General features: G+C 47.2%; 20 protein-coding genes. 14 read left to right on the plus strand and 6 right to left on the minus strand.

Annotation, left to right across the window (positions count from 1 at the left end; all coding sequences use genetic code 11):
• Positions 1-91: 91 nt before the first annotated feature.
• The 4 genes from VM802_RS29870 to VM802_RS29885 all read left to right on the plus strand — a co-directional run bounded on the left by VM802_RS29870 (position 92) and on the right by VM802_RS29885 (position 4,091).
• Positions 92-1,450 carry a UDP-N-acetylmuramate--L-alanine ligase gene (locus VM802_RS29870; RefSeq protein WP_325537752.1) on the plus strand — a complete coding sequence of 453 codons (1,359 nt, stop codon included), beginning with the start codon at positions 92-94 and terminating at the stop codon, positions 1,448-1,450.
• A 34-nt stretch (positions 1,451-1,484) separates the two neighbouring features.
• On the plus strand, positions 1,485-2,255 hold the full coding sequence (locus VM802_RS29875) for an exonuclease domain-containing protein (protein ID WP_325537754.1): 771 nt from the start codon (positions 1,485-1,487) through the stop codon (positions 2,253-2,255).
• A gap of 72 nt (positions 2,256-2,327) precedes the next feature.
• The gene (locus VM802_RS29880) at positions 2,328-3,068 is read left to right on the plus strand and encodes a polyprenol monophosphomannose synthase (protein ID WP_325537756.1); all 741 of its coding nucleotides are present in this window, start codon (positions 2,328-2,330) and stop codon (positions 3,066-3,068) included.
• 147 nt (positions 3,069-3,215) lie between these two features.
• The gene (locus VM802_RS29885) at positions 3,216-4,091 is read left to right on the plus strand and encodes a DMT family transporter (protein WP_325537758.1); all 876 of its coding nucleotides are present in this window, start codon (positions 3,216-3,218) and stop codon (positions 4,089-4,091) included.
• Here the strand turns inward: VM802_RS29885 and VM802_RS29890 are convergent.
• Entirely contained in the window at positions 4,088-4,837 is a 750-nt protein-coding gene (locus VM802_RS29890; RefSeq protein WP_325537760.1) for a DeoR/GlpR family DNA-binding transcription regulator, read from the minus strand. The two genes, VM802_RS29885 and VM802_RS29890, sit on opposite strands and share 4 nt — an antisense overlap.
• 304 nt (positions 4,838-5,141) lie before the next feature.
• Between VM802_RS29890 and VM802_RS29895 the strand changes: the two genes are divergently transcribed.
• From VM802_RS29895 to VM802_RS29925, 7 genes are all read left to right on the plus strand, one after another.
• Positions 5,142-8,321 carry a SusC/RagA family TonB-linked outer membrane protein gene (locus VM802_RS29895; RefSeq protein ID WP_325537762.1) on the plus strand — a complete coding sequence of 1,060 codons (3,180 nt, stop codon included), beginning with the start codon at positions 5,142-5,144 and terminating at the stop codon, positions 8,319-8,321.
• Positions 8,322-8,333: 12 nt separating this feature from the next.
• A complete protein-coding gene (locus VM802_RS29900; protein ID WP_325537764.1) occupies positions 8,334-9,995 on the plus strand; it encodes a RagB/SusD family nutrient uptake outer membrane protein in 1,662 nt (553 codons plus the stop codon).
• 213 nt (positions 9,996-10,208) lie between these two features.
• Positions 10,209-13,037 (plus strand): S9 family peptidase, encoded by a 2,829-nt coding sequence (locus VM802_RS29905; RefSeq protein WP_325537766.1) that lies wholly within the window; start codon positions 10,209-10,211, stop codon positions 13,035-13,037.
• Between the two features lie 420 nt (positions 13,038-13,457).
• Positions 13,458-14,270 carry a DUF6597 domain-containing transcriptional factor gene (locus VM802_RS29910; RefSeq protein WP_325537768.1) on the plus strand — a complete coding sequence of 271 codons (813 nt, stop codon included), beginning with the start codon at positions 13,458-13,460 and terminating at the stop codon, positions 14,268-14,270.
• 127 nt (positions 14,271-14,397) lie between these two features.
• Positions 14,398-14,841 (plus strand): GNAT family N-acetyltransferase, encoded by a 444-nt coding sequence (locus VM802_RS29915; protein WP_325537770.1) that lies wholly within the window; start codon positions 14,398-14,400, stop codon positions 14,839-14,841.
• A gap of 40 nt (positions 14,842-14,881) precedes the next feature.
• On the plus strand, positions 14,882-15,388 hold the full coding sequence (locus VM802_RS29920; RefSeq protein WP_325537772.1) for a cupin domain-containing protein: 507 nt from the start codon (positions 14,882-14,884) through the stop codon (positions 15,386-15,388).
• 84 nt (positions 15,389-15,472) lie between these two features.
• Positions 15,473-16,090 (plus strand): DUF4230 domain-containing protein, encoded by a 618-nt coding sequence (locus tag VM802_RS29925; protein ID WP_325537774.1) that lies wholly within the window; start codon positions 15,473-15,475, stop codon positions 16,088-16,090.
• Here VM802_RS29925 and VM802_RS29930 read toward each other — a convergent pair whose 3' ends face one another.
• Positions 16,091-16,810 (minus strand): hypothetical protein, encoded by a 720-nt coding sequence (locus tag VM802_RS29930; protein WP_325537776.1) that lies wholly within the window; start codon positions 16,808-16,810, stop codon positions 16,091-16,093.
• A 250-nt stretch (positions 16,811-17,060) separates the two neighbouring features.
• Between VM802_RS29930 and rbp the strand changes: the two genes are divergently transcribed.
• Positions 17,061-17,378: an RNA-binding regulator gene (gene rbp, locus VM802_RS29935; RefSeq protein WP_325537778.1), complete on the plus strand. Its 318-nt coding sequence runs from the start codon at positions 17,061-17,063 to the stop codon at positions 17,376-17,378.
• 195 nt (positions 17,379-17,573) lie between these two features.
• On the opposite strand, the gene VM802_RS29940 is transcribed toward rbp, so the two are convergent.
• From VM802_RS29940 to VM802_RS29955, 4 genes are all read right to left on the minus strand, one after another.
• Complete coding sequence (locus VM802_RS29940) at positions 17,574-18,899, minus strand: dihydrolipoamide acetyltransferase family protein (RefSeq protein ID WP_325537780.1); 1,326 nt, start codon at positions 18,897-18,899, stop codon at positions 17,574-17,576.
• A gap of 69 nt (positions 18,900-18,968) precedes the next feature.
• On the minus strand, positions 18,969-20,216 hold the full coding sequence (locus VM802_RS29945) for a CinA family nicotinamide mononucleotide deamidase-related protein (protein ID WP_325537782.1): 1,248 nt from the start codon (positions 20,214-20,216) through the stop codon (positions 18,969-18,971).
• An 89-nt stretch (positions 20,217-20,305) separates the two neighbouring features.
• Positions 20,306-20,716: an acyl-CoA thioesterase gene (locus VM802_RS29950; protein WP_325537784.1), complete on the minus strand. Its 411-nt coding sequence runs from the start codon at positions 20,714-20,716 to the stop codon at positions 20,306-20,308.
• Between the two features lie 108 nt (positions 20,717-20,824).
• The gene (locus VM802_RS29955) at positions 20,825-21,244 is read right to left on the minus strand and encodes a DoxX family protein (protein WP_325537786.1); all 420 of its coding nucleotides are present in this window, start codon (positions 21,242-21,244) and stop codon (positions 20,825-20,827) included.
• A 222-nt stretch (positions 21,245-21,466) separates the two neighbouring features.
• Between VM802_RS29955 and VM802_RS29960 the strand changes: the two genes are divergently transcribed.
• A complete protein-coding gene (locus VM802_RS29960; protein ID WP_325537788.1) occupies positions 21,467-24,544 on the plus strand; it encodes a tetratricopeptide repeat protein in 3,078 nt (1,025 codons plus the stop codon).
• Positions 24,545-24,602: 58 nt separating this feature from the next.
• Complete coding sequence (locus tag VM802_RS29965) at positions 24,603-26,252, plus strand: hypothetical protein (protein WP_325537790.1); 1,650 nt, start codon at positions 24,603-24,605, stop codon at positions 26,250-26,252.
• Positions 26,253-26,257 lie beyond the last annotated feature (5 nt).

The raw sequence follows: 26,257 nt of genomic DNA on the forward strand, positions 1-26,257 counted from the left end.
TATCTTAATCCATACTATAGAGATCAGAGGCTATAGAGAAGTTAAAACCCGGAATACGGAAATTCAGCAAGCCGAAAATTGCTTCAGTCTTATGACAAAGGTACATTTTATTGCTATAGGCGGGAGTGTCATGCACCAACTGGCTATCGCACTCAGAAATAAAGGTTACGAGGTAACCGGCAGTGATGATGAAATATTTGAACCCGCCCTGTCTAACTTGCGCCAGGCGGGAATCCTGCCCGATCATACCGGCTGGGACGCCTCCCGTATCCATGCCGGCCTCGATGCCGTAATACTGGGCATGCACGCTAGGGAAGACAATCCGGAACTGATCCGCGCAAAAGAACTGCAGTTGAAGATCTACTCCTTCCCTGAATATATCTACCAGGAAAGTAAAGACAAACTGCGTATAGCCATTGGCGGTAGTCATGGTAAAACCACTACCACTGCCATGATCATGCATGTGCTGCAGAAAAGCAAGAAGGCGTTTGACTACCTCGTAGGCGCCCGCCTGGAAGGATTTGCCCAGTCCGTGAACATTACCGATGCCCCGCTGATCGTCTGTGAAGCGGATGAATACCCTGCATCGGTGATTGAAAAAAGACCCAAATTCCATTTCCTGCACCCGCAGGTCGCCGTGTTGACAGGAATCGCATGGGATCATATCAACGTTTTCCCGACATACGATATTTATAAAGAACAGTTTGCCATCTTTATCAGGCAGATGAAACCCGGTAACGTGCTGATTTACAATAGCAGCGATCAAGAACTGGGGGGCCTGGTTGCCGAGGAAGGCCGTCATCTGAAACTGGTGCCCTATACCGTTCCAATTCATATGATCCGGGATGGCATTACCAGGGTGTTCTTCGATGAAGGGTGTGCCGATCTGGAAGTGTTTGGTAACCACAACCTCATGAATATGCACGCCGCCAAGCTGGTATGCAATGAACTGGGGATCACTGATGAAGCATTCCTCTCTGCCATCTCCTCCTTTAAAGGTGCCGCCAAAAGGTTAGAGCTGGTAGCTAAAAATGATCACAGCGTTATTTATCGCGACTTTGCTCACGCACCTTCCAAAGTGAAAGCCACTATAGACGCTACGCAACAGCAGTTTCCCGAACGCAGGCTCATAGCCGTACTGGAGCTGCATACATATAGCAGCCTCAACGCCGCCTTCCTATCCGAGTACCAGGGAGCCATGAGCCGTGCTGATATAGCCGCAGTATTCTACAGCAAACATGCACTGGAAATAAAACGGATGCCTGACCTCGATCCTGAGCTCGTAGCCCGGAGCTTCGACCGGAATGATCTTCATGTGTTCCATGACAGGGCCACACTGGAAGCATTCCTCGCGCAACAACAATACAATGATGCCAACCTGCTGCTCATGAGCTCCGGAACCTTTGATGGTATGGACTTTCCGGCACTGCAACATTTGATCGGTAAATAAGAAAATTAAGAAATCACTAAATAAAAAAATCTCAATGTCTTTGCTCCTTAAAAGGCCCCTGGCCGTGATAGATCTCGAAACTACCGGTACCAACGTAGCTACAGACCGCATCATCGAAATAGCTATCATAAAGGTATTCCCCGATAAATCCACTCAGTCAAAAGTAAAACGTATTAACCCCGGAATGCCTATCCCCGCCGGTTCTACAGCCATTCACGGCATTAAGGACGAGGATGTGAAAGATGAGCCCACCTTCAAACAGGTAGCCAATGAGCTGAGACAGTTCCTGGATAACTGCGATCTCGCCGGCTACAACTCCAACCGCTTTGATATTCCCCTGCTGGTGGAAGAGTTCCTGCGCGTAGAGATGGACTTTGATGTCAGTAAACGCAAATTTGTAGACGTACAGCGTATCTTCCACCTGATGGAAAAACGCACGCTGGGCGCTGCCTATAAATTCTATTGCGACAAACAGCTGGAAAATGCGCACAGTGCTGAAGCCGATGCACTCGCCACATACGAGATCCTCGAAGCCCAGCTGGGACGCTATGCCGAACTGCAGGCAGATATTGATGGTCTTGCCCATTTCACCAAAGAAGATGACTATATCGACTTCGCACGCCGCATTGTAATGCAAGGCGGACAAGAAGTATTCAATTTCGGGAAATATAAAGGCCGTCCTGTGCGGGAAGTACTGAAGATAGAACCGCAGTATTATGACTGGATGATGAAGGCAGATTTTCCGCTGAATACGAAACAAAAACTAACAGAAATTTATCATAATATGATGTTAAAAAAAATGTAATCTTTCTTAATAACATCCTATCTTGCGGCGGAATTGAATTATTTTCGCAATCCAAAAATATCATCTGCTGAATTGGAAAAGCTTGTCATCATTCCTACGTACAATGAGAAGGATAATATCCGGAACATCATTGACGCTGTATTTTCCTTACAGCAGAATTTCCATATCCTGATTGTGGATGACGGTTCACCCGACGGAACCGGCGCCATCGTGAAATCATTGATGGAAGTACACCCCGGCGAATTGTTCCTGGAAGAGAGATCCGGTAAACAAGGCCTGGGTACAGCTTACATCCATGGCTTCAAGTGGGCGCTGGCCAATGGTTATCAGTATATCTTTGAGATGGATGCCGACTTCTCTCATAATCCGAAAGACCTCACCCGCCTGTACGACGCCTGCTCCCAAAATGGTGCAGACGTGGCAGTGGGGTCGCGGTACGTGAAAGGCGGCAAAACCGAGAACTGGCCCTGGGACCGCGCAGTATTATCATACGGCGCCTCCATTTATGTAAACCTGATCACCTGGATGCCGGTAAAAGACCCCACAGCCGGGTTTGTATGTTACCGTAACACCGTACTGGAAGCCATTAACCTCGACCAGATTCAGTTTGTAGGTTACGCCTTCCAGATAGAAATGAAATTCACCGCCTGGAAACTCGGCTTTAAAATTGCCGAAGTTCCCATTACTTTCAAAGATCGCCGTGAAGGCTACTCCAAGATGAGCAAAGGCATAGTAAAGGAGGGTATACTAGGTGTGCTGAAAATACAGTGGCAAAGCCTCTTTCGCAATTATAAAAGAAGGGTACAGAATTAAAATTTGGGGATTTTTTTATGTGGTTATGTAGTTATTTTTAAATGCAGCGGAGATTATTTTAGGCTAAAAAATCAGATCTCCGCTGCATTTAAAAATAACTACATAACCACTTAAAAAAATACAAACATACCTCCGGGCCGTCAGCTCATGAAAAAAGCGTTTCTTCAATTACATCTTTCTGTATTTCTTGCTGGATTTACCGGTATCCTTGGCAAACTTATTACGCTGAATGAAGGGCTGCTGGTATGGTATAGACTACTGCTCACTACTATTACCCTTTTTATATTTTTCCGCTGGCAGGGCACTTTTAAAAAACTTCACTGGAAAGACATACTACCTATTGGCTCTACCGGCGTAGTGGTGGCGCTGCACTGGCTCTTCTTTTACGGCAGCATCAAATATTCGAATGTATCTATTGGCGTGGTGTGCTTTTCACTGACAAGTCTGTTCACCGCCATCTTCGATCCACTGATTAACCGCAGGCGCTTTGATGTGGCTGAATTGTTATTAAGCCTGCTCACGCTTTTCGGTATCCTGCTCATCTTCCATTTCGATACACAATATCGCACAGGCATCATCCTGGGCATTATATCTGCTATGTTCGCAGCGCTGTTTACTGTTTTCAACAAACGGCTCATACGGCGCTTCGATACCCATACCATTACCTTCTATGAGCTGTCCACCGGTTTCGTGGTGCTTACGCTCGTCATGCCGGTTTACCTGCATCTTTTCCCTTCAGCCACACTTTTACCCTCAGTACCGGATACCATTTATCTGCTGATACTCGCCTGGGCCTGCACGGTATGCATGTATCTGCTGAGTATGGCAGCCCTGAGGAAGATATCTCCTTTTACAGTGAATCTCTGTTTCAACCTGGAGCCGGTTTACAGTATTGTGCTGGCTTTCGTGCTCTTTCACGAAAACAAATATCTCAACAATGCCTTCTATGCCGGACTGGCCTGCATTGTATTGTCAGTAATACTGCAGATGCTGCGCGTAGCAAAAGGAAAAACTGCCGGTTAAAACAGCTCCAGATCGATATGCTGATAGGCAGCGAGGAAATGATTATCTGGTTGTAGTTCTGTAATGAGATAATTGATCAGGTTAAGATCACATACTTTCATTCGTTGGGAAGAATTAAGCTTTTCAGCGATGCTGAGGATGGCCAGCTTCTTGGAGGCACGGATCATCGCCCTCTTCACCTGCACCACTTCCCAATCAGAATCTGTCATGCCGTCCTGTACGGAAAAGCCGTTAGCCCCCATCAGACAGAGATCCACTTTAATATCTGCCAGCTGATTAATTACACTGGCGCCTATATGAACATGCGCGCTTTTTGAGAGCTGCCCACCTATGCTGATAACGGTCAGATTGGTATGTTCCACCAGCTGCAAAGCCACCAGCGGACTGATGGTGAAGAAGGTAGCACGCAGGCTTTCAGGAATCCGTTTGGCCAGTTCTATCATCGTGGTGCCGCCACCAGTGAGTATCACCATATCATTCTTCAGGAGACGGATGGCTTTTTCAGCGATCTGTTGTTTCGCTTCCTGCGCATATACTGTATTGTCTGTATTGAACGGATAATGGAAAGACCTTCCGATGGCGCCTCCATGCACTTTTAATATTCTTCCGTCTTCAGCCATTTCTTTCAGGTCGCGGCGTACCGTGTCTTCCGATATGCTCAGCATGGCACTGATATCACTTGACAAAACCTTATTGTGCAAATTGATCTGCCGCATGATAAATGACTGGCGTTCTTCTTTCAGCATTCAGGGAGTTTTATAACGTAGTCTACAAATTTAAAAAAAAGTAATTCAAACTGATTATGCGTGTTTTAGCAGATTTTGGTTGTTTATTAAACGCGTTTTCCAGCACATAAATTGAATATACGGAAATTATAGTATAAATTCATGCAAAAAAACGCACATAAACGCATAAACTAGAAATATGCCAGCTGCCAAAATATACCTGTAGAAAAGCGGACAAGTTCGGATGCTCATCAACCAAATCTACTGTAAGTCAACACATTAAAACTAAACATTCCTTTACAACCATTTTTCTAAACTTTCCGACATGAAAGAAAAACTACTCTTTACTTTCATTTTATTGCTGTTTTATGCCAGCTCTTGGGCCCAGAATAATGTCGCTGGTACCGTGCTGGATAAAAGCACGCAACAGCCAATCATCGGTGCAACAGTCACCTTCAACAAGAAGGGAACAGTTACCGATGCACAAGGCCGGTTTTCCATGCAGGTTCCTGCAAATGCCAGTGCGCTCCATATCAGCTTTATCGGTTATAAACAACAGGATGTTCCCGTAACTGGAAAAGAGCTGCGCATACTCCTTGAGTCTGATGAAAGATCTCTCGAACAGCTGGTGGTAGTTGGTTACGGCACACAGAAGAAAGCCAACCTCACCGGCGCTGTAACGACCGTAGATGTGGCCAAAACCATGCAGAGCCGGCCTATCACAGATCCCTCTAAAGCATTGCAGGGTATCGTACCAGGTCTTAATATCACCTTCTCCAATGGTGGTCTCACACAATCCCCATCCATTAACATCCGTGGCGCCGGCTCCATAAACGGCTCCGGACGCCCGCTGATACTGGTAGACAACGTCGAAACACCAGACCTCACCCTTATCAACCCAGATGATATTGAAAGTATCTCTGTACTGAAAGATGCTGCCTCTACTTCCATCTACGGCGCCCGTGCAGCCTTTGGCGTGGTATTGATCAAAACCAAAAATGGCGCCCGCAACACGCCTACAAGAGTGAGATACTCCAACAACTTCGCCTGGAGCACCCCCACTGCCCTACCCGACTTTGCCGATCCCGAAAAAGAGCTTACGGGTCTTTATGAAGGCGTAAAACGTACCGGCAACGCCTCTCCTGAACTGTTCGGTATGCAGCTCCTGAAACTCCGGGATGGTATTAAAAACTGGAAAGAGAAATACGCCAATAACCGCAAGAGCAGTGAGATGGTACCCGGCGAAGATTTCGAGATAGACCCTAATGGTGGTCCCTCTTACTTCTATCGTGTATGGGATGTAAAGGACATCATGTTGAAGAAATGGACACCACAACAAATCCACAATATCAGCATACAGGGAGGCAGTGAAAAGATCTCTTACTATATGTCCGGCGGTTACACTAATAGCGGCGGTGTCATGAAAATGAACCCGGATAACATCAAAAAATATAACATCACCGGTAGTATCAACGCCGCTGTAACCAGCTGGCTGGACATGGACCTCCGTATGATGTACCGCAACTTCGAGTATGATTACCCTTACTCCTATCAGAACTATTTCCAGTACATGTGGCGCTGGGGTGCATACTTCCCTTACGGCACTTACCAAGGCAAATATTTCCATCATACTCCCGGTTACCTCGCCAATGCCAACACCAACTCTATTATTGATAACTATAGCCGCGTAAACCTCGGCGCTACACTGAAACTCACCAAGGACCTGAATATTCGCGGAGAATACACCATAGGCCGCGACAACTTCACCCGTCATGAAATAGGTGGTAAAGTAATGGCCTGGGACTTCTGGGCGTCAGGTATGCCTTTTGCCAACATCGCCAGCGCCTCGCAGGATGTGGTAAACTACCAGGCAGGTAACTACAAGGTGAATACCTTCAACCTGTATGCGACCTATAACAAAACACTCAATCGTGATCATCAGCTGAAAGTAATCGCCGGTGTGAATGCGGAAGATGTGGATACCCTCAACTACGGTGCATACCGCCGTACTCCGCTGGATCCATCCAAGCCCGAGCTGGCACTGGCCAGCGGCGACCAGTCCGTAAGTGGTAACCACCTCACCAATGCTTATGCAGGCTTCTTCGGAAGAATCAACTATAGCTACCAGAACAAATGGCTGCTGGAAGTAAACGGCAGATATGATGGTGCCTCTTCTTTCCCTGCCGCAGACCGTTGGTCATTCTTTCCGTCTGCATCAGTAGGTTATCGCATCACAGAAGAGAAATTCATGGACCCGCTGAAGAAAGTGCTGTCAGATATGAAGATCCGCGCGTCCTACGGTACACTCGGCAACCAGGATATGGGGGGTAAATGGTACATCCCTGCCATGAACACCACCAACTCAACCAGCAACATTCTCAACTGGATGGTTGGCAACAACTATGCTACCGCCGTAAGCGCGCCCCGCGCTGTGGCACAGTCACTCACCTGGGAAAGAGTGCGTACCCTCGACATCGGTACCGATATCAGTCTGTTCAACAATCATATCAATGTTACCGTAGACTGGTATGAGCGCACGACTGACAAAATGCTCACTAATAAAGCCGTACCGGCCACTTTCGGAACAGAGGCTCCCCGTATCAATGACGGTGCTTTCCGTACCCGCGGTTATGAAATAGGTATCGACGCCAATTACAACCTCAACAAAGACTGGACACTATACGGTACTGTTGCTTTCTGGGATAACAAAACCGTGTTCACTAAATGGGACAACCCTTCCATGCTGTTGTCGCAGAACTATAAAGGCAAGGTACTGGGCGAGATCTGGGGCTTTGAAACAGAACGCTTCTTCACCAAGGACGACGATATGACCAAAATGCCCGACCAGAGCAAGCTGGCTGATGGCAACTTCAAATTCGGTCCTGGCGATGTGAAATATAAAGACATTGACGGCAACGGCGTAATCGATGCCGGCAAGCTCACACGTGATAACCACGGCGATCTCAAACTGCTTGGTAACTCGCTGCCCCGCTATCAGTACAGCGTAAGACTTGGCAGCACCTATAAGAACTTCGACATCGATGTACTCTTCCAGGGTGTAGGCAAAGTAAACTACTGGGGGCTCGGTGATGTGACACTGCCCCTCTACCGTGGTGGCGACATCCTCTATGATCATCAGTTGGACTACTGGACAGAAAGCAATACCAATGCTTACTATCCGCGCCCTTATGCAGGTAATGCCAATGGCAAGATCGCGGGCCTGCTCTCCGGTGGCAACAACTTCTATCCACAGTCGAAATACCTGCTGAACCTGGCTTATCTCCGACTGAAAAACATCACGCTGGGTTATACTTTACCAGCCAACCTGGTAAAACGTGCCCACCTCCAACGGCTACGTGTGTACGGAAGTGCACAGAACATTGCCACTATTTCCAATGTGGGCGTACCTCTTGATCCGGAGATTACCACCGGCGAAGCAAACATTTTCGGAAGAACCTGGCCCTTTCAGAAAACATGGTCATTTGGTATACAGGCCACCCTCTAAACTTACAGACACATGAAAAAGCGTATATACTTACCCGTTATATTAATTGTACTGCTTGCAGCCGCAGGTTGTAAAAAATATGTTGATAAACGACTGCTCGATCAGTTTGAAGATGAAACCTTCTGGCGCTCGGAAGATAATGTGCGCCTGTATACCTGGGGGTTCTATGAGCTTTTCCCGGGATATGGCAACGGTAACAGCTTCGGTGATTTCTACTTCACTTCTTTCTCTGACGATCAGGCCAGCCCGACATTCGGAAGATTCACGCAGAACGTGCCGGCCAGCGCCAGCACCTGGGACTTTTCCTATGTGCGCAAAGCCAATATCATGCTGGAAAGGATTAACCAGGTACCAATGCCTGACGAAGCAAAGAATCACTGGAAGGGCGTTGCCCGCTTCTTCCGCGCACTCACTTACTTTGCACGTGTGAAAGATTACGGAGATGTTCCCTGGCTGGGGAGATCCATGGATATCAGCGACAGTGCCTATATCTACAAATCACGTGATCCCCGTACCCAGGTGATGGACAGCGTACTGGCTGATCTGGACTATGCCTGCGAAAACATCCGCCTCAAGGATCAGGAAAATACTATTAACCGCTACATCGCCCTGGCGCTGAAATCACGCGTATGCCTGTACGAAGGTACCTGGCGCAAATACCACGACAAACCACAGCCATTACCCGATGCAGCGAAATTCCTTGCAGCCGCAAAAGATGCAGCCAGCAAGATGATGGAAGGTCCGTATGCACTCAACAGCGATTATGTGACCACCTACAATTCGCTCGATCTTGGTGGCAGCAAGGAAGTACTGCTTTATAAGAAATATCTGCCTGGTTATCTGACACATTCCCTCATCGGTTATCTCACCAGCAGTACCCAGATGGCTGGTCCCAACAAATCAGCGATAGACGCCTATCTCTGTCAGGATGGCTTGCCCATCAGTCTTTCCTCACTGTATAAAGGTGACGATGATATTAAAAACACACTGGCCAACAGGGATCCGCGTATGAGTAAAACCATCGACTCCCTGCTTTGCTACAATGGCCACCTTGTAAGTGGAAGGAGCAGCAGTACAGGCTATCGTCCGGCCAAGTTCCTGCAACCAGCTGTGGCCAATGTACTGGCGCCCTACAATGATACTGATGCACCGTTGTTCTGGCTGGCGGAAGTATTGCTGAACTACGCAGAAGCGGCCGCTGAGCTGAATAACCTTGGCCAGTACTCCTTCTCACAAACGGATCTCGACATCTCTGTCAACAAGCTGCGCAAACGCGCTGGTATGCCTGATCTGCAATACCTGAGCGGCGAGCAGGTGGCGGCCAAAGGTGTTTCCTATACCGATCCTAAAAAAGATCCCACAGTGCCTTCCCTCATATGGGAGATCAGAAGGGAAAGAAGGATAGAGCTGATGATGGATGGCTTCCGCTTCCAGGACCTGATGCGCTGGGGTAAAGGCAGCTATATGACCATCAGCATCAACCCGGATATTACCAAAGGCGCCAAAGTACCTGCCAACGGCGCGGTAACAAGGGATGCCAACGGTTATATCACACCCTATCCCGCTGGTACTGACCGTACTTTTATAGATCCGAAAAACTATCTGCAGCCTATACCAAGCGGCCAGATATCACTATATCCAAACGGAAACCTGTCGCAGAATCCCGGCTGGTAACACTTTTTAACTGATCCAATCCCGCAACACTATTCCATCTTAAAGTAACCGTTTAAGGCTCTCCTTAAACGGTTTTTCTTTTCTATACCGGCTTTCAGGAGCTTTACCATTCATCAAAAAAAAAATTGGGATGGCACGCCTTTTCTGGATAATATCGATCATCCCTTCTATCTTCGCAGATCAGGGTTAACAATGAAATCGTTAAATCATAGTATGAGAAAGCAACTACTGGCCCTCACGCTGATGGGGGCTGCCTCTTTTGCCTATGCACAACAGCCAGCTAAAAAGCCGCTGGATCACAGTGTGTACGACAACTGGCAGAGTATCGGCACAAAGCTGATCAGCAACGATGGTCAATGGGTGGTGTATACTGTCACACCACAGGAAGGCGATGCCAGCCTCGTGATCTACGACCGTAAGACATCACAGTATGTTACCGTACCGCGCGGCTATGCGCCGGTAATCACTCAGGATTCCCGTTATGTTGTGTTCAGCATCAAGCCATTTTTCAAAGACACACGGGAAGCGAAGATCAAAAAGAAGAAGCCCGCTGAAATGCCCAAGGACTCTATGGGTATCGTAACATTGGGGCAGCAGCATGTATTGAAGTTTCCTGCTGTAAAATCGTTTAAGACACCAGCAAAGGGCAGCGGCTTGCTGGCTTATCTGATAGATAAGCCAACTACAGATAGTGCGAAAGTGAAAAATAAAAAAGCGGCCAAAGCTGCTGATACAGACCGGGAAGACGACGATAAAAATGCATCTTCCGAATCTGAAAGTGGCATACTGGTGATCAGACAATTGACCAACGGCATACAGGATACCATTAAAAATGTAAGTGAATACGCATTCAGCAAACCAGGAAACAAGCTGTTGGCAGAGATCGGATCAGACAAGAAGGACTCCTTATCCCGTACCGGTATGCTGCTGTGGCATACAGCCGCACGCAAAGCCGATACGCTGAGCCGTGGCTATGGCAACTACAAACAGTTTGCCTTTGATGAAAAAGGAGAACAGGCCGCTTATTTCGGTACACGCGATAGCGCTAAAGCATTACAGCAGTTTTACCAGTTGTTTTACTTCAAACCAGGCCAGGACAGTGCATTCCAGGTAGTAGATAAAAACAACAGTGGTATTCCTTCCAAATGGAGTATTAATTCCAACAGCCAGATCTACTTCAGCAAAGATGGTCAGCGTCTGTTCTTTGGTACCTCTCCTATACTTCCAGTAAAGGATACCAACATCGTGGACTTTGAAGTGGCGAAAGTGGATATCTGGAATTATAAGGATGACTACCTGCAGCCCATGCAGCTGAAAAATGCGGACAAGGAACTGAAGAGAAGCTATACGGCGGTGTATTATCCCGCATCAAAAAGAGTATTACAACTGGGCGACAAGGATCTTGAAACCATTGTAGTACCTGCAGAAGGCAATAGCGCATATGCGCTGGGTGTTACCGACAAAGACGAGCGCATTGCTTTGCAATGGACAGGACGTACGCTGAAAACCGCATACCTCGTGAATCTTAGCGATGGTACCCGTAAAAAGATCAGGGAAAAGCTCGATGGCGAATTCTATATCTCTCCTGCCGGCAAATATATCAGCTGGTATGATATGGAAGAGAAACAATGGTATGCTTATGACAATGCCACCGGCGCAACAGTAGGTCTTACCAAAGGAATTCCGCCGGTATACGACGAAGAAGACGATCATCCGGATCAGCCGGAGCCATATGGTTTTGCAGGATGGCTGGAAGACGACAAGTTTACGTATATCTATGACCGTTACGACATCTGGCAGTTGGATCCCACCGGGAAAACAGCACCGGCCTGTATTACAGGCGGACAGGGCAGAAAAGATAAAATCCGTTTCCGTTATGTGAGACTGGATGCCGAAGAAAGATTCCTGCGTCCCGGCCAGAACGTGGTGCTCTCTGCCTTCCAGGACAGCACTAAATACAATGGCTTTTACGCTCTTACGCTTGCAGGTAAAAAAGCAAAAGGCGTACTTCCCCGCCAGCTGATACTTGGTCCGTGGTCATTCCAGGATTTGCTGAAAGCCAAAGACGCAGTGGCTTATACATACACCAAAGCAAGTTATGTATTGTCGCCGGATGTGTATACCGGCGCGCAGATCAGCGAGGCAACAAAGATCAGCAACACCAACCCGCAGCAGAAAGATTATAACTGGGGTACCGCCTCTCTGTATAAGTGGACTACTTTCAGTGGCAAATCAGCAGAAGGTATCCTGTACAAGCCTGAAGATTTCGATAGTACCCGTAAATATCCGGTGATCTTCTACTTCTATGAGAAACTGACCGATGGATTATACAGCTATCAGCCACCGGCGCCTACCCCTTCCAGGCTGAACATCTCATTCTTTGTAAGTCGCGGCTACCTCGTGTTTGCGCCGGACATTACTTATGAGAACGGTCATCCCGGTAAGAGCGCATACGATTATATTGTGAGTGCTGCAGAAGACATTGCCAAAAAACCATGGGGTGATGGCAAACATATGGGTATTCAGGGACAGAGCTGGGGCGGCTACCAGGTGGCTTATCTGATCACACAGACCAACCTGTTCAGCGCAGCATGGGCTGGCGCTCCTGTTGCCAACATGACCAGCGCCTACGGTGGTATACGCTGGGAAAGCGGAATGAACAGGCAGTTCCAGTATGAGCATTCGCAGAGCCGCATTGGCGCTACGTTGTGGGATAAACCGGAGCTGTACATTGAGAACTCTCCTCTCTTCCATCTTCCACGTGTGAATACGCCTGTTGCCATTATGGCTAACGATGCAGATGGTGCAGTGCCCTGGTATCAGGGTATTGAAATGTTCACTGGCTTACGCCGTTTAGGTAAGCCCGTTTGGTTGCTGAACTACAACAACGAAGCGCATAACCTGGTGCAGCGTCAGAACCGTAAGGATATTCAACGCAGGGAACAACAGTTCTTTGATCATTTTCTGAAAGGCGCTCCTGCTCCACAATGGTTGGATAACGGCGTACCTGCAACGGAGAAGGGTATCAACTGGGGACTTTGATTCATATGATTTGTTTGATTTTTGTAATCAGTGAAAACTGAAAAGATGTATAAAAGCGGGGCTGACCTTTTGGGTCAGTCCTTTTTCTTTGTGATTGCTAAAGGGAAGAATAGGGGACGATTTAAACGGATCCTTGCAGACGAGCCCATGGGTAAAAAGGCAAAAGTGCGCTTTTAACCGGGCTTTGGGTGGGGGATGCCTGGGAGATGCCTGGGCTTTGGTAGGCTTTACCCCTTATGAGTATCGAAGGACAAGTGAGGGAGAGACGAAGGAAAGGTGGACTTGATGCCTACCTCAAAATAATTATCGTCTTTTTTATATAAATTTAATTACATATATTTACATCAACATCGCCACTTCAGCGTATGGTGTGATTTTGCAGTGATAGCGATATCCCTTAAAGCACAACATTTTATGCCTATGAAACTCCACATCTACCAACCCGCGGATGGCTTACGTCCTTATGTGAAACAGTACTATTTCTGGGAAGATAATACCAATGGCGCTATTCAGCTGCCACATAACCTGTTTGCCCTGGGTGATCAGTATATGGTATTTATTCTGGAAGGCGAAGCCAGTGTAAAGCCGATGCATCACGCAGGCTTCACGTTGCCGCAGAACGCTGTACTGGGACATTTTACCTGTGCCTGTGAGCTGAAGGTAAAAGGACCGGTGAAAGCCGTGATCGTACAATTGAATGCCTACGGCGGTTACAGGCTGTTGAAACTGGATATGGCCTCCTTCACTAACTACTACCGTAGCCTGGCCACTCATGAAAATCCGGTATGGATGCAGCTTGCAGCACAACTTGGTGCTGCCGGTGAACCTGCCGCCATTACAGCATTGCTGAATAACGCCTGTACACAGGCGCTTGCCATCAACAACCCTCCGCTGAAACAGGTGGACGTGATGGCAGATTATCTTGTGAGCAACCAGGGGAATGTAAGTGTAGACGAATTATCTTCTGTATTTAATCTTTCCAAGCCCACGCTTGAGCGCTTGTTTACCGCTATTGTAGGATTGCCTCCACAACTGTATGCGCGCATGATGAGATTTAAAACAGCCATGCATTCCATGCAGCAGCTGAACCTGCCGCAATGGCAAGCGAATATTCATACAACGGCCTATTATAACCAGGCCATGTTTATAGATGATTACCTGACATTCAACGGGGTGGCGCCGTCTGCTGCTGCTACCATTGCTTATATGCCTGTAGCGGCTGTAGCAAGTTGAGTGGGGTAGAAAGAAATTTAGCTATTAACGAAGGAATTAGCTTCTGGTAATGTTTCCGATGATTTTTTTAAGGAAACAACTGCCGGAAGCTAATTCCTTTTTATATTTAGAGATAATAAATGTTGCTATGAAACCATTTGAATCAAAAGAAGGAGACTATGTTGTTTCAACAGACAAAACAAGACTGGACATAGCGGTGATCCACAATTTTTTAGCGAATGAATCGTACTGGGCCCAGAAGATTCCGCGCAGCATCGTGGAGAAGACCATTGCAGGCTCTTTGTGCTTTGGACTCTACCACGACGATAAAATGATAGGATTTGCAAGACTGATCACGGACTATGCCTCCTTTGCTTATCTCGCTGATGTATTTGTAGTAAATGAATATCGTGGCAAGGGGTTGTCGAAATTTCTGATGCGGACTATCACTGCCTACCCTGAGCTGCAAAGCCTGAGAAGGTGGCTGCTGGTGACCTCGGATGCCCATGAGCTATATCGCCAGTTTGGATTTACAGATATTCCCAATCCGGAGAAATTTATGCAGCGACACAACCCTGAAATCTATTTGTGAGCATCTGCCACATTAATACCTCACCTTATAACCGGTCAATATGATGCAACAATCTGCCGCCTGGTGGCGCGAAAAACTACAATTGCAATCCCATGTAGAAGGGGGGGCCTTCAGGGAGACCTATCGCTCAGAGTGGGTGTTGGATATGAGCACATTGCCTGCGGGCATGATAGGCAGCCGCAATGCCTCTACCTGTATATACTTTCTGCTGGAAGAAGGTGAGTTCTCTGCATTCCACCGGATTGCAGCGGATGAAATCTGGCACTTCTATGATGGCCAGACGCTCACCATTTATGAGATTGCGCCGGGAGGCGATTTACAGACGCACAAGCTGGGGCGTGATATTGAAAATGGAGAAACCCTTCAGGTAATCATCACGGCTGGTAACTGGTTTGCATCCCGTGTGGAAGCACCTGGCACTTTTGCCCTGGTAGGCTGCACAGTAGCGCCCGGCTTCGACTTCGCTGACTTTGAGCTGGCGGAAAGAGCGTCCCTGCAGGCGGCTTATCCACAGCACGCAACGCTGATTGAATCGATGTCCAGATAATAACGTCAACGTATATACGTTTCATACCTGTTGCCTTTTTGCTATCTTACGCCGCGATTCCGTTTCCTAAATACTTTATTCGTAATGAAGAAAATAATTTATACGGTTGTCCTGGTTTTGATCGGTCTGCTCCTTTTCTGGCTGGGCAAACGTTTCGGCAGTACCAATGTAAGCCAGCAGGTCATTTCCAACAGTATTATTGTGAGGGAAATAGCTGAGTTGTCGAGCCTTGATGTACAGGGCACTGCCAGTATCAAACGCAGTAACATTGAAGATAGCGGCGGATGGACAGATAATCTGAAAAAAACGTTCTTCGAAAATACGGTGTGGGTGAATGTGCCGTACCAGGCAAAATATGGCGTGGATATAGACAGTGCTCACTTTAAAGTAACGGTAACCGATAAAAAGATCATAGTGCGCCTTCCTGCTCCGCACCTGCTGAGCTATGAACTGAAGATGGACAAAATGGAAACAGCCAACCGCAAAGGCCTGTTCCTTTTCCAGGATGATGAAACCTATACGGAAGTACAGAAAAAACTCTACCAGACATCACGCGGACAGCTTGAAGGCAATACGGTCTATACGGAGCAGTGTAAAGAAAAAATAAGGAAGATCCTGGCGCAGTATTATGTACCATTCCTGAAAGATCATACGCTGGAGGTGAGCTTTGACGGCGGCGGTAATGCTCCGCAACTCAACTGATCAGGCCGCATTCAGCGCGATGTATTTCACCAGGCTCCTCTTGGCGATCGGCAGTAGTGTTTCATCTACCGGCAGTACCAATGATGTTTCCACACGATACACGGCTGGATTGAAGAGACCGGTATGTTTGCGTATCAGCTGGGTTTTGATACCTTCACAAGTATTTGCCAGGCTTTTGGTGTAGGCCTCCAGGTATTCGGTGTGAATGCCTCTGAATTTTTCATCGTGCCGCTCGAAAATAGTAAGCCGGTAGGTGTATACGAGTGTATCACTGTATCGGCCGTCACACAACAAAAAATACCCTTCTGCGGTATCCAGCGGGACTAGTCCAACAGGAGAGATGTTCAGTTTGTCTTCCACAAACTCATAGATCTCGGTGCCGTCTTTGATGGTACTGTTCATTTGTTGCAGTGCATAAGCAATAATGGATTCCAGTTCTTCCATCAGTTCATCGTCGGCTACCAGCTGTTCATAGAGCAACTGTAGTTTTTCCATGTTTACTGCTGTCAGGCGTTTGGGAAAGTGTTGCTGAAGGAACTGTTTGTTTTCGCGGAATGCCACCAGGTTGTTGTAGTGGAAGATAATATCCGCAAGCTGGGGATAAAGTTTGTTCTGATTAAAGTGGCGGTGTATTTCCTGCAGATAGGACAACAAAGTATATTTTTTCAGCTCGAAGTCGATATAACCATCTGCAAACCATGTTTCACTTAACGCTCCCATGATAATTAAATTTAATGGATTACATCTTTAATTTACGAAAAAAAGTGCAAAAATAGCTCGTTTTTCATCGTTACAACAACTAACCAAATAATGCACCGGAATACCACAATCCTTTACAGTAAAGGGTTTCGCAATGCGTTTGACAGTTCTGATGCAGATTGAAATAAATATTTTTAAGTGGTTTCTTTTTTATTGACGTTATTTTCATAACTTCAGTACATTATTTTTCATTTTTTTAATTTCAGTTATCATGAACATTTACGTAGCCAACCTGCATTATAGGTTGACCGATGAGGATCTGCATCAGATTTTCAGCGAATTTGGAGAGGTTACCTCCGCTAAGGTTATCAAAGACCATGAAACAGGACGTTCACGCGGTTTTGGTTTCGTGGAAATGCCTAATCAGGAAGAAGGATCAAAGGCTATGGATAGTTTGAACGGCAGCGAAGTCGAAGGCAAACAATTGATGGTAAACGAAGCAAGACCTAAACAACCGAATAATAATTTTAAAGGAGGTGGTAATAACCGTGGCGGTGGAGGATATGGTTCCCGCGACCGTCGTTATTAATCCCTTGTTAATCCCTTTATTCGGGACCAAAGGAATTTAAAAAGGCGCTCATATGAGCGCCTTTTTATTTAGTGATTTTGGAATTCAGCGATTTCCGGGATTTATTAAATGCCGCGAAAGCCATGTTATGATCAATGTTGACATTCGCAGCATTTAATAAATTTCAAAATCTCTAAATCATTAAATTCCTATATATTAATATGTTCTTTTAGGATCGAAGTTTTCCAGTTCCTGTGCAACGGCGCTGAGGAAGGTGGCACCCAGGGAACCGTCTACAATGCGGTGATCGTAAGACAGGGACAGGTACATCATGTGCCTGATAGCGATAGCATCGCCATCTTCTGTTTCTATGACTACCGGGCGTTTTTTGATAGCGCCTACTGCCAGGATGGCTACCTGCGGCTGATTAATGATAGGTGTGCCCATCAGGCTTCCGAATGTTCCTACATTCGTTAAGGTGAAAGTACCGCTCTGGGTATCTTCTGGTTTCAGTTTATTCTGGCGGGCTGCATTAGCAAGTGAGTTTACCTGCTTGCTGAGGCCAACGAGGTTGAGCACATCTGCATTCCTGATCACCGGTACGATGAGGTTTCCGCTTGGCAGTGCAGTGGCCATACCAATATTAATATCTTTCTTGATGATGATTTTGTCTCCGTCAAGAGAGCAGTTCACCAATGGAAAGCGCTTGATACATCTTACTACCGCCTCAATAAAGAGGGGGGTGAAGGTAAGCTTCTCTCCTTCTCTCTTTTCAAATTCACCTTTCACGCGGTCGCGCCATTTCACCATATTGGTTACATCGGCTTCTGCGAAGCTGGTAACATGCGGGCTGGTCTGCTTACTCATCACCATGTGGTTGGCAATCAGTTTGCGCATGCGGTCCATTTCTATAATTTCCACGTTGCCGTTGTATGCGGGAGACGCAACTGTGGTGGTAACCTGCTGCGGACGGGCAGCGGAAGCGGCTGGTGCAGCGACCGGCGCTGGCGTAACGTCAGCGATCACTTTGCCTTCTTTGCGGTCTGCTATGTATTGCAGGATATCTTTTTTGGAAACGCGGCCTTCGCTGCCGGAGCCTGGGATCTTTTCCAGCTCGGCAAAGCTCACGCCTTCCTGTTGTGCGATGGTGAGAACCAGTGGGGAGTAGAACCTGGCGCCACCTGATGCCGCAGGCGCTGCTGCTGGTTGTGCGGTAGCGGTAACCGGTGCTGCTGCTGTGAATTTAGGTTCTGCTGCAACGGGGGCTGTTGCAGGTGAAGGTGCAGCTGCTGCTGCTTCAGCGCTGGTATTGATACGGGCAATTATAGTACCTACAGGCACTACATCATTTTCAGCGAAAAGGATCTCGGTTATCTCTCCTTCTGCAATAGATGGTACTTCACTGTCCACTTTGTCAGTAGCAATTTCCAGGACGGTTTCATCCACTTTTACGTGATCACCCGCCTTTTTGTGCCAGCGCAAAATGGTGGCTTCCATAATACTTTCCCCCATTTTGGGCATTACCAGTTCTACAATGGCCATAAGATTGATTTAGCTTTAGTGCCTCGCAAAAATAAGGGAATTGTATCAATTGAACATCGCCCCATTCCTTTATTGCAGTATCAGTTTGCGCAGTTCATTCATGGCGTAAACGGCTGTCATCTGGATATTTCTTTCACGGTCGTAACGCAGGTGATGTTTTACTGTCACCATTGCATCACGGCTGCCTACGGCCATCCATACGGTGCCTACCGGTTTCTCATTGGTACCACCGTCAGGCCCCATGATACCGGATACTGCGATGGCGTAATCCACTTCGAGTGTATTCAGAGCGCCTGCGAGCATTTCCTTCACGGTTTCCTCGCTTACAGCGCCGTATGTTTGCAGTGTTTCCTGCTTTACCCCCAGCAGCTTCATTTTCATCTCATTAGAGTAGGTAATGGTGCTGCCTTTATAATAGGCGGAGCTGCCGGGAACGGCGGTGATCCAGGCTGCAATCTGGCCACCGGTACAGCTTTCAGCGGTACCTACTGTTTTGCCTTTCTCCAGTAAAATACGTCCGAGTACTTCACCAATGGCGATATCCTGGTCGGCGACTGTGATATCTTCCAGCAGCAGCTTCATCTCGTTGAAGTAGATGGTCAGCTCTGCGGCGGTAGTTACCTTATCGGCGCCGAATGCTGTGAGGCGCAGCTTGAGCAGGCTATAGCTGGGCAGGTATGCCAGCCTGATATGCGGTGGCAGCCCGGCTTCAAAAGCAGTGAGCCTTTCTGCGACGAAAGACTCTCCCATTCCGGAGGTGATCAGGGTGTGGTGCAATACCGCCGGCGTATTAAAATGTGCGGCCAGTTGCGGCAGCACATAACTTTCCATGATACCTTTCATTTCATGCGGTACACCTGGCATGGAAACGTATATCTTTCCATCTTTTTCAAACCACATACCTGGTGCGGTGCCGCGTTCATTTCTGATAACGGTGCATGCTTCCGGCACCATTGCCTGGTCTATATTACGCTGGAGCAGCGGCAGGCCGCGACTTTCAAAAATATGCAGCACCCATTGCAGGGTAGGTTCATGCTGCACCAGTTTTGTCTGGAAATATTCGCACAGGGTGGGTTTGGTGATATCATCAGCCGTCGGCCCAAGACCTCCGGTTATCAGCACGATGTCAGAAACGGCGGCTTCTTTGGCCATTGTTTCCAGGATATCTTCCTTTCTATCTCCAATGGCTACACGACGATGTACCCATATGCCCATAGCATTCAGCTGCTGGGCCATCCAGGCTGAATTTGTATCTATTGTCTGTCCTATCAGCAGTTCATCACCGATGGTGATAATACTGGTTGTTACCTTAGCCACGGTAGATAATTTTTATTTTCTTATATGGTTATTTGTTCATTTTCTTCCGAAAAAGGTCTCTTTTTACAAATAACTACATAAATTAATTCCTAAACAAAAAACGGTTCAAGTCTCTCCTTCAGCGCATCCGGCAGACCTGCCTTTTGACGGGTGTCTACGCCAATAAACACCAGCGTGGTAACACCTACGTTGAGCAGTTCTCCTTTTTCGTTATAAAGTTCTGAATGGAATTGAATTCTGGAAGATTTAGGCATTTCTTTCAGTATAGTCTTTACCGTTATCAGGTTATCGTAATAAGCCGGGCGGTAGTACTTTACATTGAGTTCGGCTACCGGCATCATTACACCCTGTTCTTCCAGTTCTTTATAGGTGAATCCGAGTTCCCTGATAGCTTCCGCTCTCCCTACTTCGTAATAAAGAGCATAGTTGCCGTAATAGAGATAGCCCATCTGGTCTGTTTCTCCATAGCGTACCCTGATTGTTGTTGTGCTGATAAACATGTTTCCCTTATATTTTTTATGTGGTTATATGCTTATTTTTCTTTTTGAAAAATATGGCTCCGGCAGCCAAACAAACAAATAATCACATAAATAAATTCCTAAATAAAATTATTTGCCCAGCACGCCATCGATCGACACCTTTCCGGGGCCTGTGAAGAGCAATACAATGAATCCTGTGAGATACATTACCGGCAGTTCTATTTTATCGAAATTGAGCGCTGCCGTATCCTTTGCATGTACCATGAACAGGATCACGCACATACAGATGATCAGCGGTACAGTGGCTAGTCTTGTCATTAACCCTATCATGATGAAGATGGCGCAAAATACTTCTGCAAATACTGTCATTCCCAGTGAAATCTTATGTCCGACACCTAGCGGATCAGGGAAAGAATTCATTTTGGCAGCAAAATTGATCAACTTGGGCCAGCCATGCAGCAGAATAAGGCCACCAAACACCAGGCGGAGCACCAGCATTGAGAAGGAGACAGCACCATTGGTGTAGCCGACTGTGAACAGTTTTCTCATAGTAGGAAAAGGTTTTAACGCTCTTTTTAAAAAGATTTGGCGAATATACTGTAATAGCTTTTGTCATGTTTCCGGAGTTATCCACATTGTTGGAAACCCGATCAGGAAAGAAAAGATATAACTTTTATATTTGCCTGATAGGCTAACCGTGCATACAGACTGGAAAATATTTCAGTTGTGGATTCGTTTTAAACGCATAAATAAAGATATAACAGCTAAAGCATGCAGTTAATAAGAAAATTTGTCATTCCGGGCCATCTGTACGTATCCGCGCTGACCTTTGCCGGCGCAGGCATGGCAGCCCTGCCTGCCGCACAGGCGCAGCAGACTCGCATTTACACAGAGCCGGAAAAAGCATTCAAAGATGCCCAGCAATATTTCCAGCAGGAGAAATACAGTGTATCCATGCAGCTTTTCAGGCAAACAATTGATAATATCGATTATTTCCACGAAACGAACCGCGATCTTGTAAAGGCAGATGCCTATTATTACTATACCATTTGTGCTCTCAAACTGCAACAGGACAATGCAGAAAAAACCGCGCTGGAATATCTGAAAATATTCAACAATAACGCACGCGAACAACTCGTCAGCTATCAGCTTGCAAAATATTATTTCCACCGGAACAAGTTCAAGGAAGCGATTCCGCTGTATGAGAAAGCCAATATTGACAACCTTTCCAACACAGAGATTGCCGAAGCAAAGTTTGAACTGGCTTACTGCTATTTCAACGTCAAAGACTTTAAAAAAGCATTGCCGCTCTTCGCTTCTATCCGCGAGATACCTGGTAAATACTATGTTCCGGCCAACTATTACTATGGCTTTATCGCGTACTACAATCATCAGTACAACGATGCGCTCACCAGTTTCCAGCGCGTAATCAACGAGCCTAAATACAGCAACGTAGTGCCTTATTACATTGCTGAGATCTACTACTTCCAGGGCAAAACCGACCAGCTCATTTCCTATAGTGAACCGCTGATCCGCCAGGGAGGCCAGTATTATGAAGCTGAGCTGAAACAGTTGCTGGGGAAGGCTTATTTCGAAAGGAAAGATTACAAAAAGGCATTGCCCTATCTGCAAGAGTTTCAGGACAATGCCGATGAAGTAAGAAATGAAGATATTTATCAGCTCTCCTACTCTTACTATCAAACCGGCAATTACAACAAAGCTATCAGCGGTTTCAAACAGCTGAGCAGCGCACAGGATTCACTGGGACAGAACTCCATGTATCTGCTCGGCGACTGCTACCTGCGCACCGGCCAGAAAGCCAATGCCCGCAATGCTTTCGCCTTCTGTGCCCGTAACAGCTCCAACGCCGAACAGCAGGAGATCTCCCGCTTTAACTACGGCAAGCTCTCCTATGAACTGGGTTATCAGGATGCCGCACTCTCCGAGCTTACTCAGTTTGTGAAAACATACCCACAATCTGCTTACAATAAAGAGGCACGTGAGATACTGGTAAACCTGTTCATGAACACCAACAACTACAGAGACGGACTTGCCACTATTGAGCTGATTCCCGACAAGAACCCGACCGTTCTGAAAGCATACCAGAAAGTAGCCTATGGCCGTGCCACTGAGTTGATCAACGACCAGCAGCTCGCAGAAGCGGACCGCTTACTGGACATCGCCATTAATCATCCATACGATCCTAAGATCAAACAACTGGCTCACTTCTGGAAAGCAGAGATAGCCCTGCGCCAGAACAAAACAGATAAATCCATCACCAACCTGAACGCCTATCTGAAAGATACGCCACCGGTTTCAGGAGAAGCTAATGCGCAGACAGCCAGCTACAACCTTGGTTACAGCCTGCTCAAACAGGATAAATACGCAGAAGCGCTGCCATACTTCGAAGCGGCTCAGAAAACGAGCGGCCCGAATGCAGAACGCCTCGCTACCGATGCAACACTCCGCAGCGCCGACTGCTACTACATGGTGCGCCAGTTCCCCAAAGCGGTGGCACTGTACGACCGTATCATCAACAGTAACGCAGCAGGCTCTGACTACGCCACTTACCAGAAAGCCATCATACTTGGCCTCCAGGGCAAGCAAAGCGAGAAGCTCGCGTTGCTGCAGCAGCTGGGCAACAAATTCCCGGCATCCGGATTCGGTAATGAAACTGATATGGAGATAGCCAACACCTATCTGGCGAGTGAAAAATATACTGAAGCCATTCCTTACCTGGAAAACGTGCTGAAAAAACAACCGAATGGCCCTAACGCCCCAAGGGCACTGCTCAAGCTGGGCCTCTGCTGGTTCAACAAGGACAACGACAGCAAAGCGCTTTCCTACTACCGCCAGGTGGTGGAGAAGTTCCCCGGTTCGCCAGAAAGCACGGAAGCACTGCAAAGTGTAAGATCTATTTATGTGAATCAGGGTAAGACCGATGACTATCTCGCCTTCCTCAAAGCCAGCGGCCGCACGGTGACTGCCTCCGCAGAAGATTCCCTGTCTTACGCAGCAGCTGAATCCAGGTTCACAGCCAATGACTGTGCTGGCGCCATCACCGGCTTCAACAGCTACATCCAGAAATACCCGAACGGACAATTCATCCTGCCGGCGTACTTCTACAAAGCAGAGTGCTCTTATAACAGCAAAGACTATACGAATGCTTTACCTGCATATGAGTTTGTATTATCGCGCAACAACAGCCTGTATGCAGAGAGATCTGCCCTCCAGGCCGCGAATATCAATTACTATCAGGTAAAGAATTACGAGAAGTCGCGCACCTACTACCTCCAATTGCAGGACCTTGCCACCAGCAAGGAAAACAGCCTGACAGCCACCAGGGGGCTGTTGCGCAGCAATTTCCAGCTGAAGCACTGGGATGAAGTGGGCAACTACGCCGAAATGTTACTGGCTACCGCCAATATCAGTACAGATGACCAGATCATTGGTCACTTCTACCTGGGTAAAGCACAGAAGCAGGCAAAACAATATGCCAATGCCATTGCCGAGTTCAAAACAGTGGCCTCCCTCAACAAATCCGAAACAGGCGCAGAAGCCCGTTATGATATAGCCGACAGCTACCTACAGCAAGACGATCTGGCTGCCGCAGAGAAAGCCGGCTTCGACGTGATCAAGAACACGCCTTCTTACGAATACTGGGTAGCCAAAGCGTATATCCTTCTCGGCGATGTATATGCACGCCAGCAGGATTATTTCAACGCCAAAGCCACTTTCCAGAGCATCGCCGCCAATTGCTCCATCGCAGAACTGAAACAGGAAGCGAAGGACAAACTGGCGAAAGCTGAAGCTGCTGAGAAAGCTGCCGGTAAGAAGAACAAAAAATAATTTATATACCGTGGATTCGGACCTGGAGGAGGATTCAGAAAATTAAGATTACGCTCGCATGAACATTCACACAATAAACAGCAAACGCGCTTTTGCAACGGCAGCCATAGGCATCACCGGTCTTTTATGGCTGCAACCGGCTACAGCACAGGAAAAGCTGAAAGAGGAAACCATCGACATCATTTCCACTAATCAGCCTAAACTGCGCGATGCCTATAAGCTCAACCTCACGGCCTCGTTGCCGGGAGCAGATTCCAGCAGGCCTGTACTTAAATACGAAGTACCGGCGCTCAACCTGAACTTCATGTATCAGGCCGCGCCGCTGAAACCGCTGGCACTGGGCCGCGACTCGCTGGAAGTGTTGCAGAACAATTTCATCAAACTTGGTTACGGCAACTATAAAACACCTTATGTACAAGCCGGATTTGGCAGCGGCAGGCATGAAAACTACAACTACGGCCTGTTTGTAAACTACACCGGATCAAAAGGAAAAGACATTCCTGACCAGGACTACAGCAACCTGAATGTGCTGGCCTCCGGCGCTTACCTGTTGCAGAATATGCAATTCAATGCCAGCCTCGCATATGATCGTAATACCGTACACTATTACGGCTACAATCATGATGTGCTGAAATACGATAAGAAAGATATTGCACAGACCTTCAACCAGTTTACCGCGCAGGTAGGCATGCAGAACAGACCACAGAACGACTGGGCATTTCAGTTCCAGCCACAAGTGAAGTTCATCCTGTTCAATGATTCCTACAAACGCACAGAAAACACTTTCGTCGCCAAAATTCCGGTACGCAGACAGGTGTTTGAAGACATTTATATCAAAGCAGAGGGCGTATTTGACCTCTCTACCTACAAGGAAGATAACAACCGCTCCATCAATAACAACGTAGTGGCTATCCATCCTGCTGTAGACATCATCAAACCGGGTTTTGTGCTGCATGCCGGCGTAAATCCCACATGGACCAACAGTAAGTTTTACCTGCTACCCGACATCGTGAACGAATCACATCTCGTACGCAAAAAACTCATCCTGAGCAGCGGCTGGATCTCTTATTTTGAAAAGAACTCTTACCGTAACCTCGCCAATAAAAATCCGTTCCTTGCTGGTCTGGTACCGGGGATACTCAACACCCGCGTGGAAGAGAAATATACGGGTATTAAAGGTACACTGGGCAGCCATTTCAACTATAACACCAAGTTTGCATCTATCACCTGGTACAACATGCCGCTGTTTGTGAATGACAGCGCCGACACCAAGGTATTCAGAACCCGTAATGAGGAGCAACTACGTGCTTTCCAGCTTCATGCGGAAGTGGGTTATATAGAGGAAGAAAAATTCCAGGCAAGAGTATCTTTCGACTGGTATAACTATAACAAGCAGCAAACAGAGGTGAAACCCTGGCATCTGCCTCCTTTCCAGGGCGATTTGTTCATGCAGTACACTTTTGCAAAGAAACTGCACCTGAACGCCAACCTGTATGCACTTAGCGGTAGCTACTACCAGCTCCCCAACAAGGACTTCGGGAAAACCAGTGCCGCCTGGGATCTCAATGCAGGCGCATCTTACGACATAGGCCGCAACTTCAACGTATGGCTCAATGCCAACAACGTATTCAATACACATTACCAGCGTTGGTACCTGTATCCGACTTACGGATTTAATATTGTGGGTGGTGTAATGATAAAGTTTTAAATTAG

This window comes from Chitinophaga sp., from assembly GCF_035538455.1.
GTDB lineage: Bacteria > Bacteroidota > Bacteroidia > Chitinophagales > Chitinophagaceae > Chitinophaga.

What these genes read in the sequence shown, in the direction of transcription:
- VM802_RS29870 (WP_325537752.1), top strand. Translation starts at nt 92, where the DNA reads ATGACAAAGGTACATTTTATTGCTATAGGCGGGAGTGTCATGCACCAA.
- VM802_RS29875 (WP_325537754.1), top strand. Translation starts at nt 1,485, where the DNA reads ATGTCTTTGCTCCTTAAAAGGCCCCTGGCCGTGATAGATCTCGAAACT.
- VM802_RS29885 (WP_325537758.1), top strand. Translation starts at nt 3,216, where the DNA reads ATGAAAAAAGCGTTTCTTCAATTACATCTTTCTGTATTTCTTGCTGGA.
- VM802_RS29890 (WP_325537760.1), bottom strand. Translation starts at nt 4,837, where the DNA reads ATGCTGAAAGAAGAACGCCAGTCATTTATCATGCGGCAGATCAATTTG.
- VM802_RS29895 (WP_325537762.1), top strand. Translation starts at nt 5,142, where the DNA reads ATGAAAGAAAAACTACTCTTTACTTTCATTTTATTGCTGTTTTATGCC.
- VM802_RS29900 (WP_325537764.1), top strand. Translation starts at nt 8,334, where the DNA reads ATGAAAAAGCGTATATACTTACCCGTTATATTAATTGTACTGCTTGCA.
- VM802_RS29905 (WP_325537766.1), top strand. Translation starts at nt 10,209, where the DNA reads ATGAGAAAGCAACTACTGGCCCTCACGCTGATGGGGGCTGCCTCTTTT.
- VM802_RS29910 (WP_325537768.1), top strand. Translation starts at nt 13,458, where the DNA reads ATGAAACTCCACATCTACCAACCCGCGGATGGCTTACGTCCTTATGTG.
- VM802_RS29915 (WP_325537770.1), top strand. Translation starts at nt 14,398, where the DNA reads ATGAAACCATTTGAATCAAAAGAAGGAGACTATGTTGTTTCAACAGAC.
- VM802_RS29920 (WP_325537772.1), top strand. Translation starts at nt 14,882, where the DNA reads ATGATGCAACAATCTGCCGCCTGGTGGCGCGAAAAACTACAATTGCAA.
- VM802_RS29925 (WP_325537774.1), top strand. Translation starts at nt 15,473, where the DNA reads ATGAAGAAAATAATTTATACGGTTGTCCTGGTTTTGATCGGTCTGCTC.
- VM802_RS29930 (WP_325537776.1), bottom strand. Translation starts at nt 16,810, where the DNA reads ATGGGAGCGTTAAGTGAAACATGGTTTGCAGATGGTTATATCGACTTC.
- rbp (WP_325537778.1), top strand. Translation starts at nt 17,061, where the DNA reads ATGAACATTTACGTAGCCAACCTGCATTATAGGTTGACCGATGAGGAT.
- VM802_RS29940 (WP_325537780.1), bottom strand. Translation starts at nt 18,899, where the DNA reads ATGGCCATTGTAGAACTGGTAATGCCCAAAATGGGGGAAAGTATTATG.
- VM802_RS29950 (WP_325537784.1), bottom strand. Translation starts at nt 20,716, where the DNA reads ATGTTTATCAGCACAACAACAATCAGGGTACGCTATGGAGAAACAGAC.
- VM802_RS29955 (WP_325537786.1), bottom strand. Translation starts at nt 21,244, where the DNA reads ATGAGAAAACTGTTCACAGTCGGCTACACCAATGGTGCTGTCTCCTTC.
- VM802_RS29960 (WP_325537788.1), top strand. Translation starts at nt 21,467, where the DNA reads ATGCAGTTAATAAGAAAATTTGTCATTCCGGGCCATCTGTACGTATCC.
- VM802_RS29965 (WP_325537790.1), top strand. Translation starts at nt 24,603, where the DNA reads ATGAACATTCACACAATAAACAGCAAACGCGCTTTTGCAACGGCAGCC.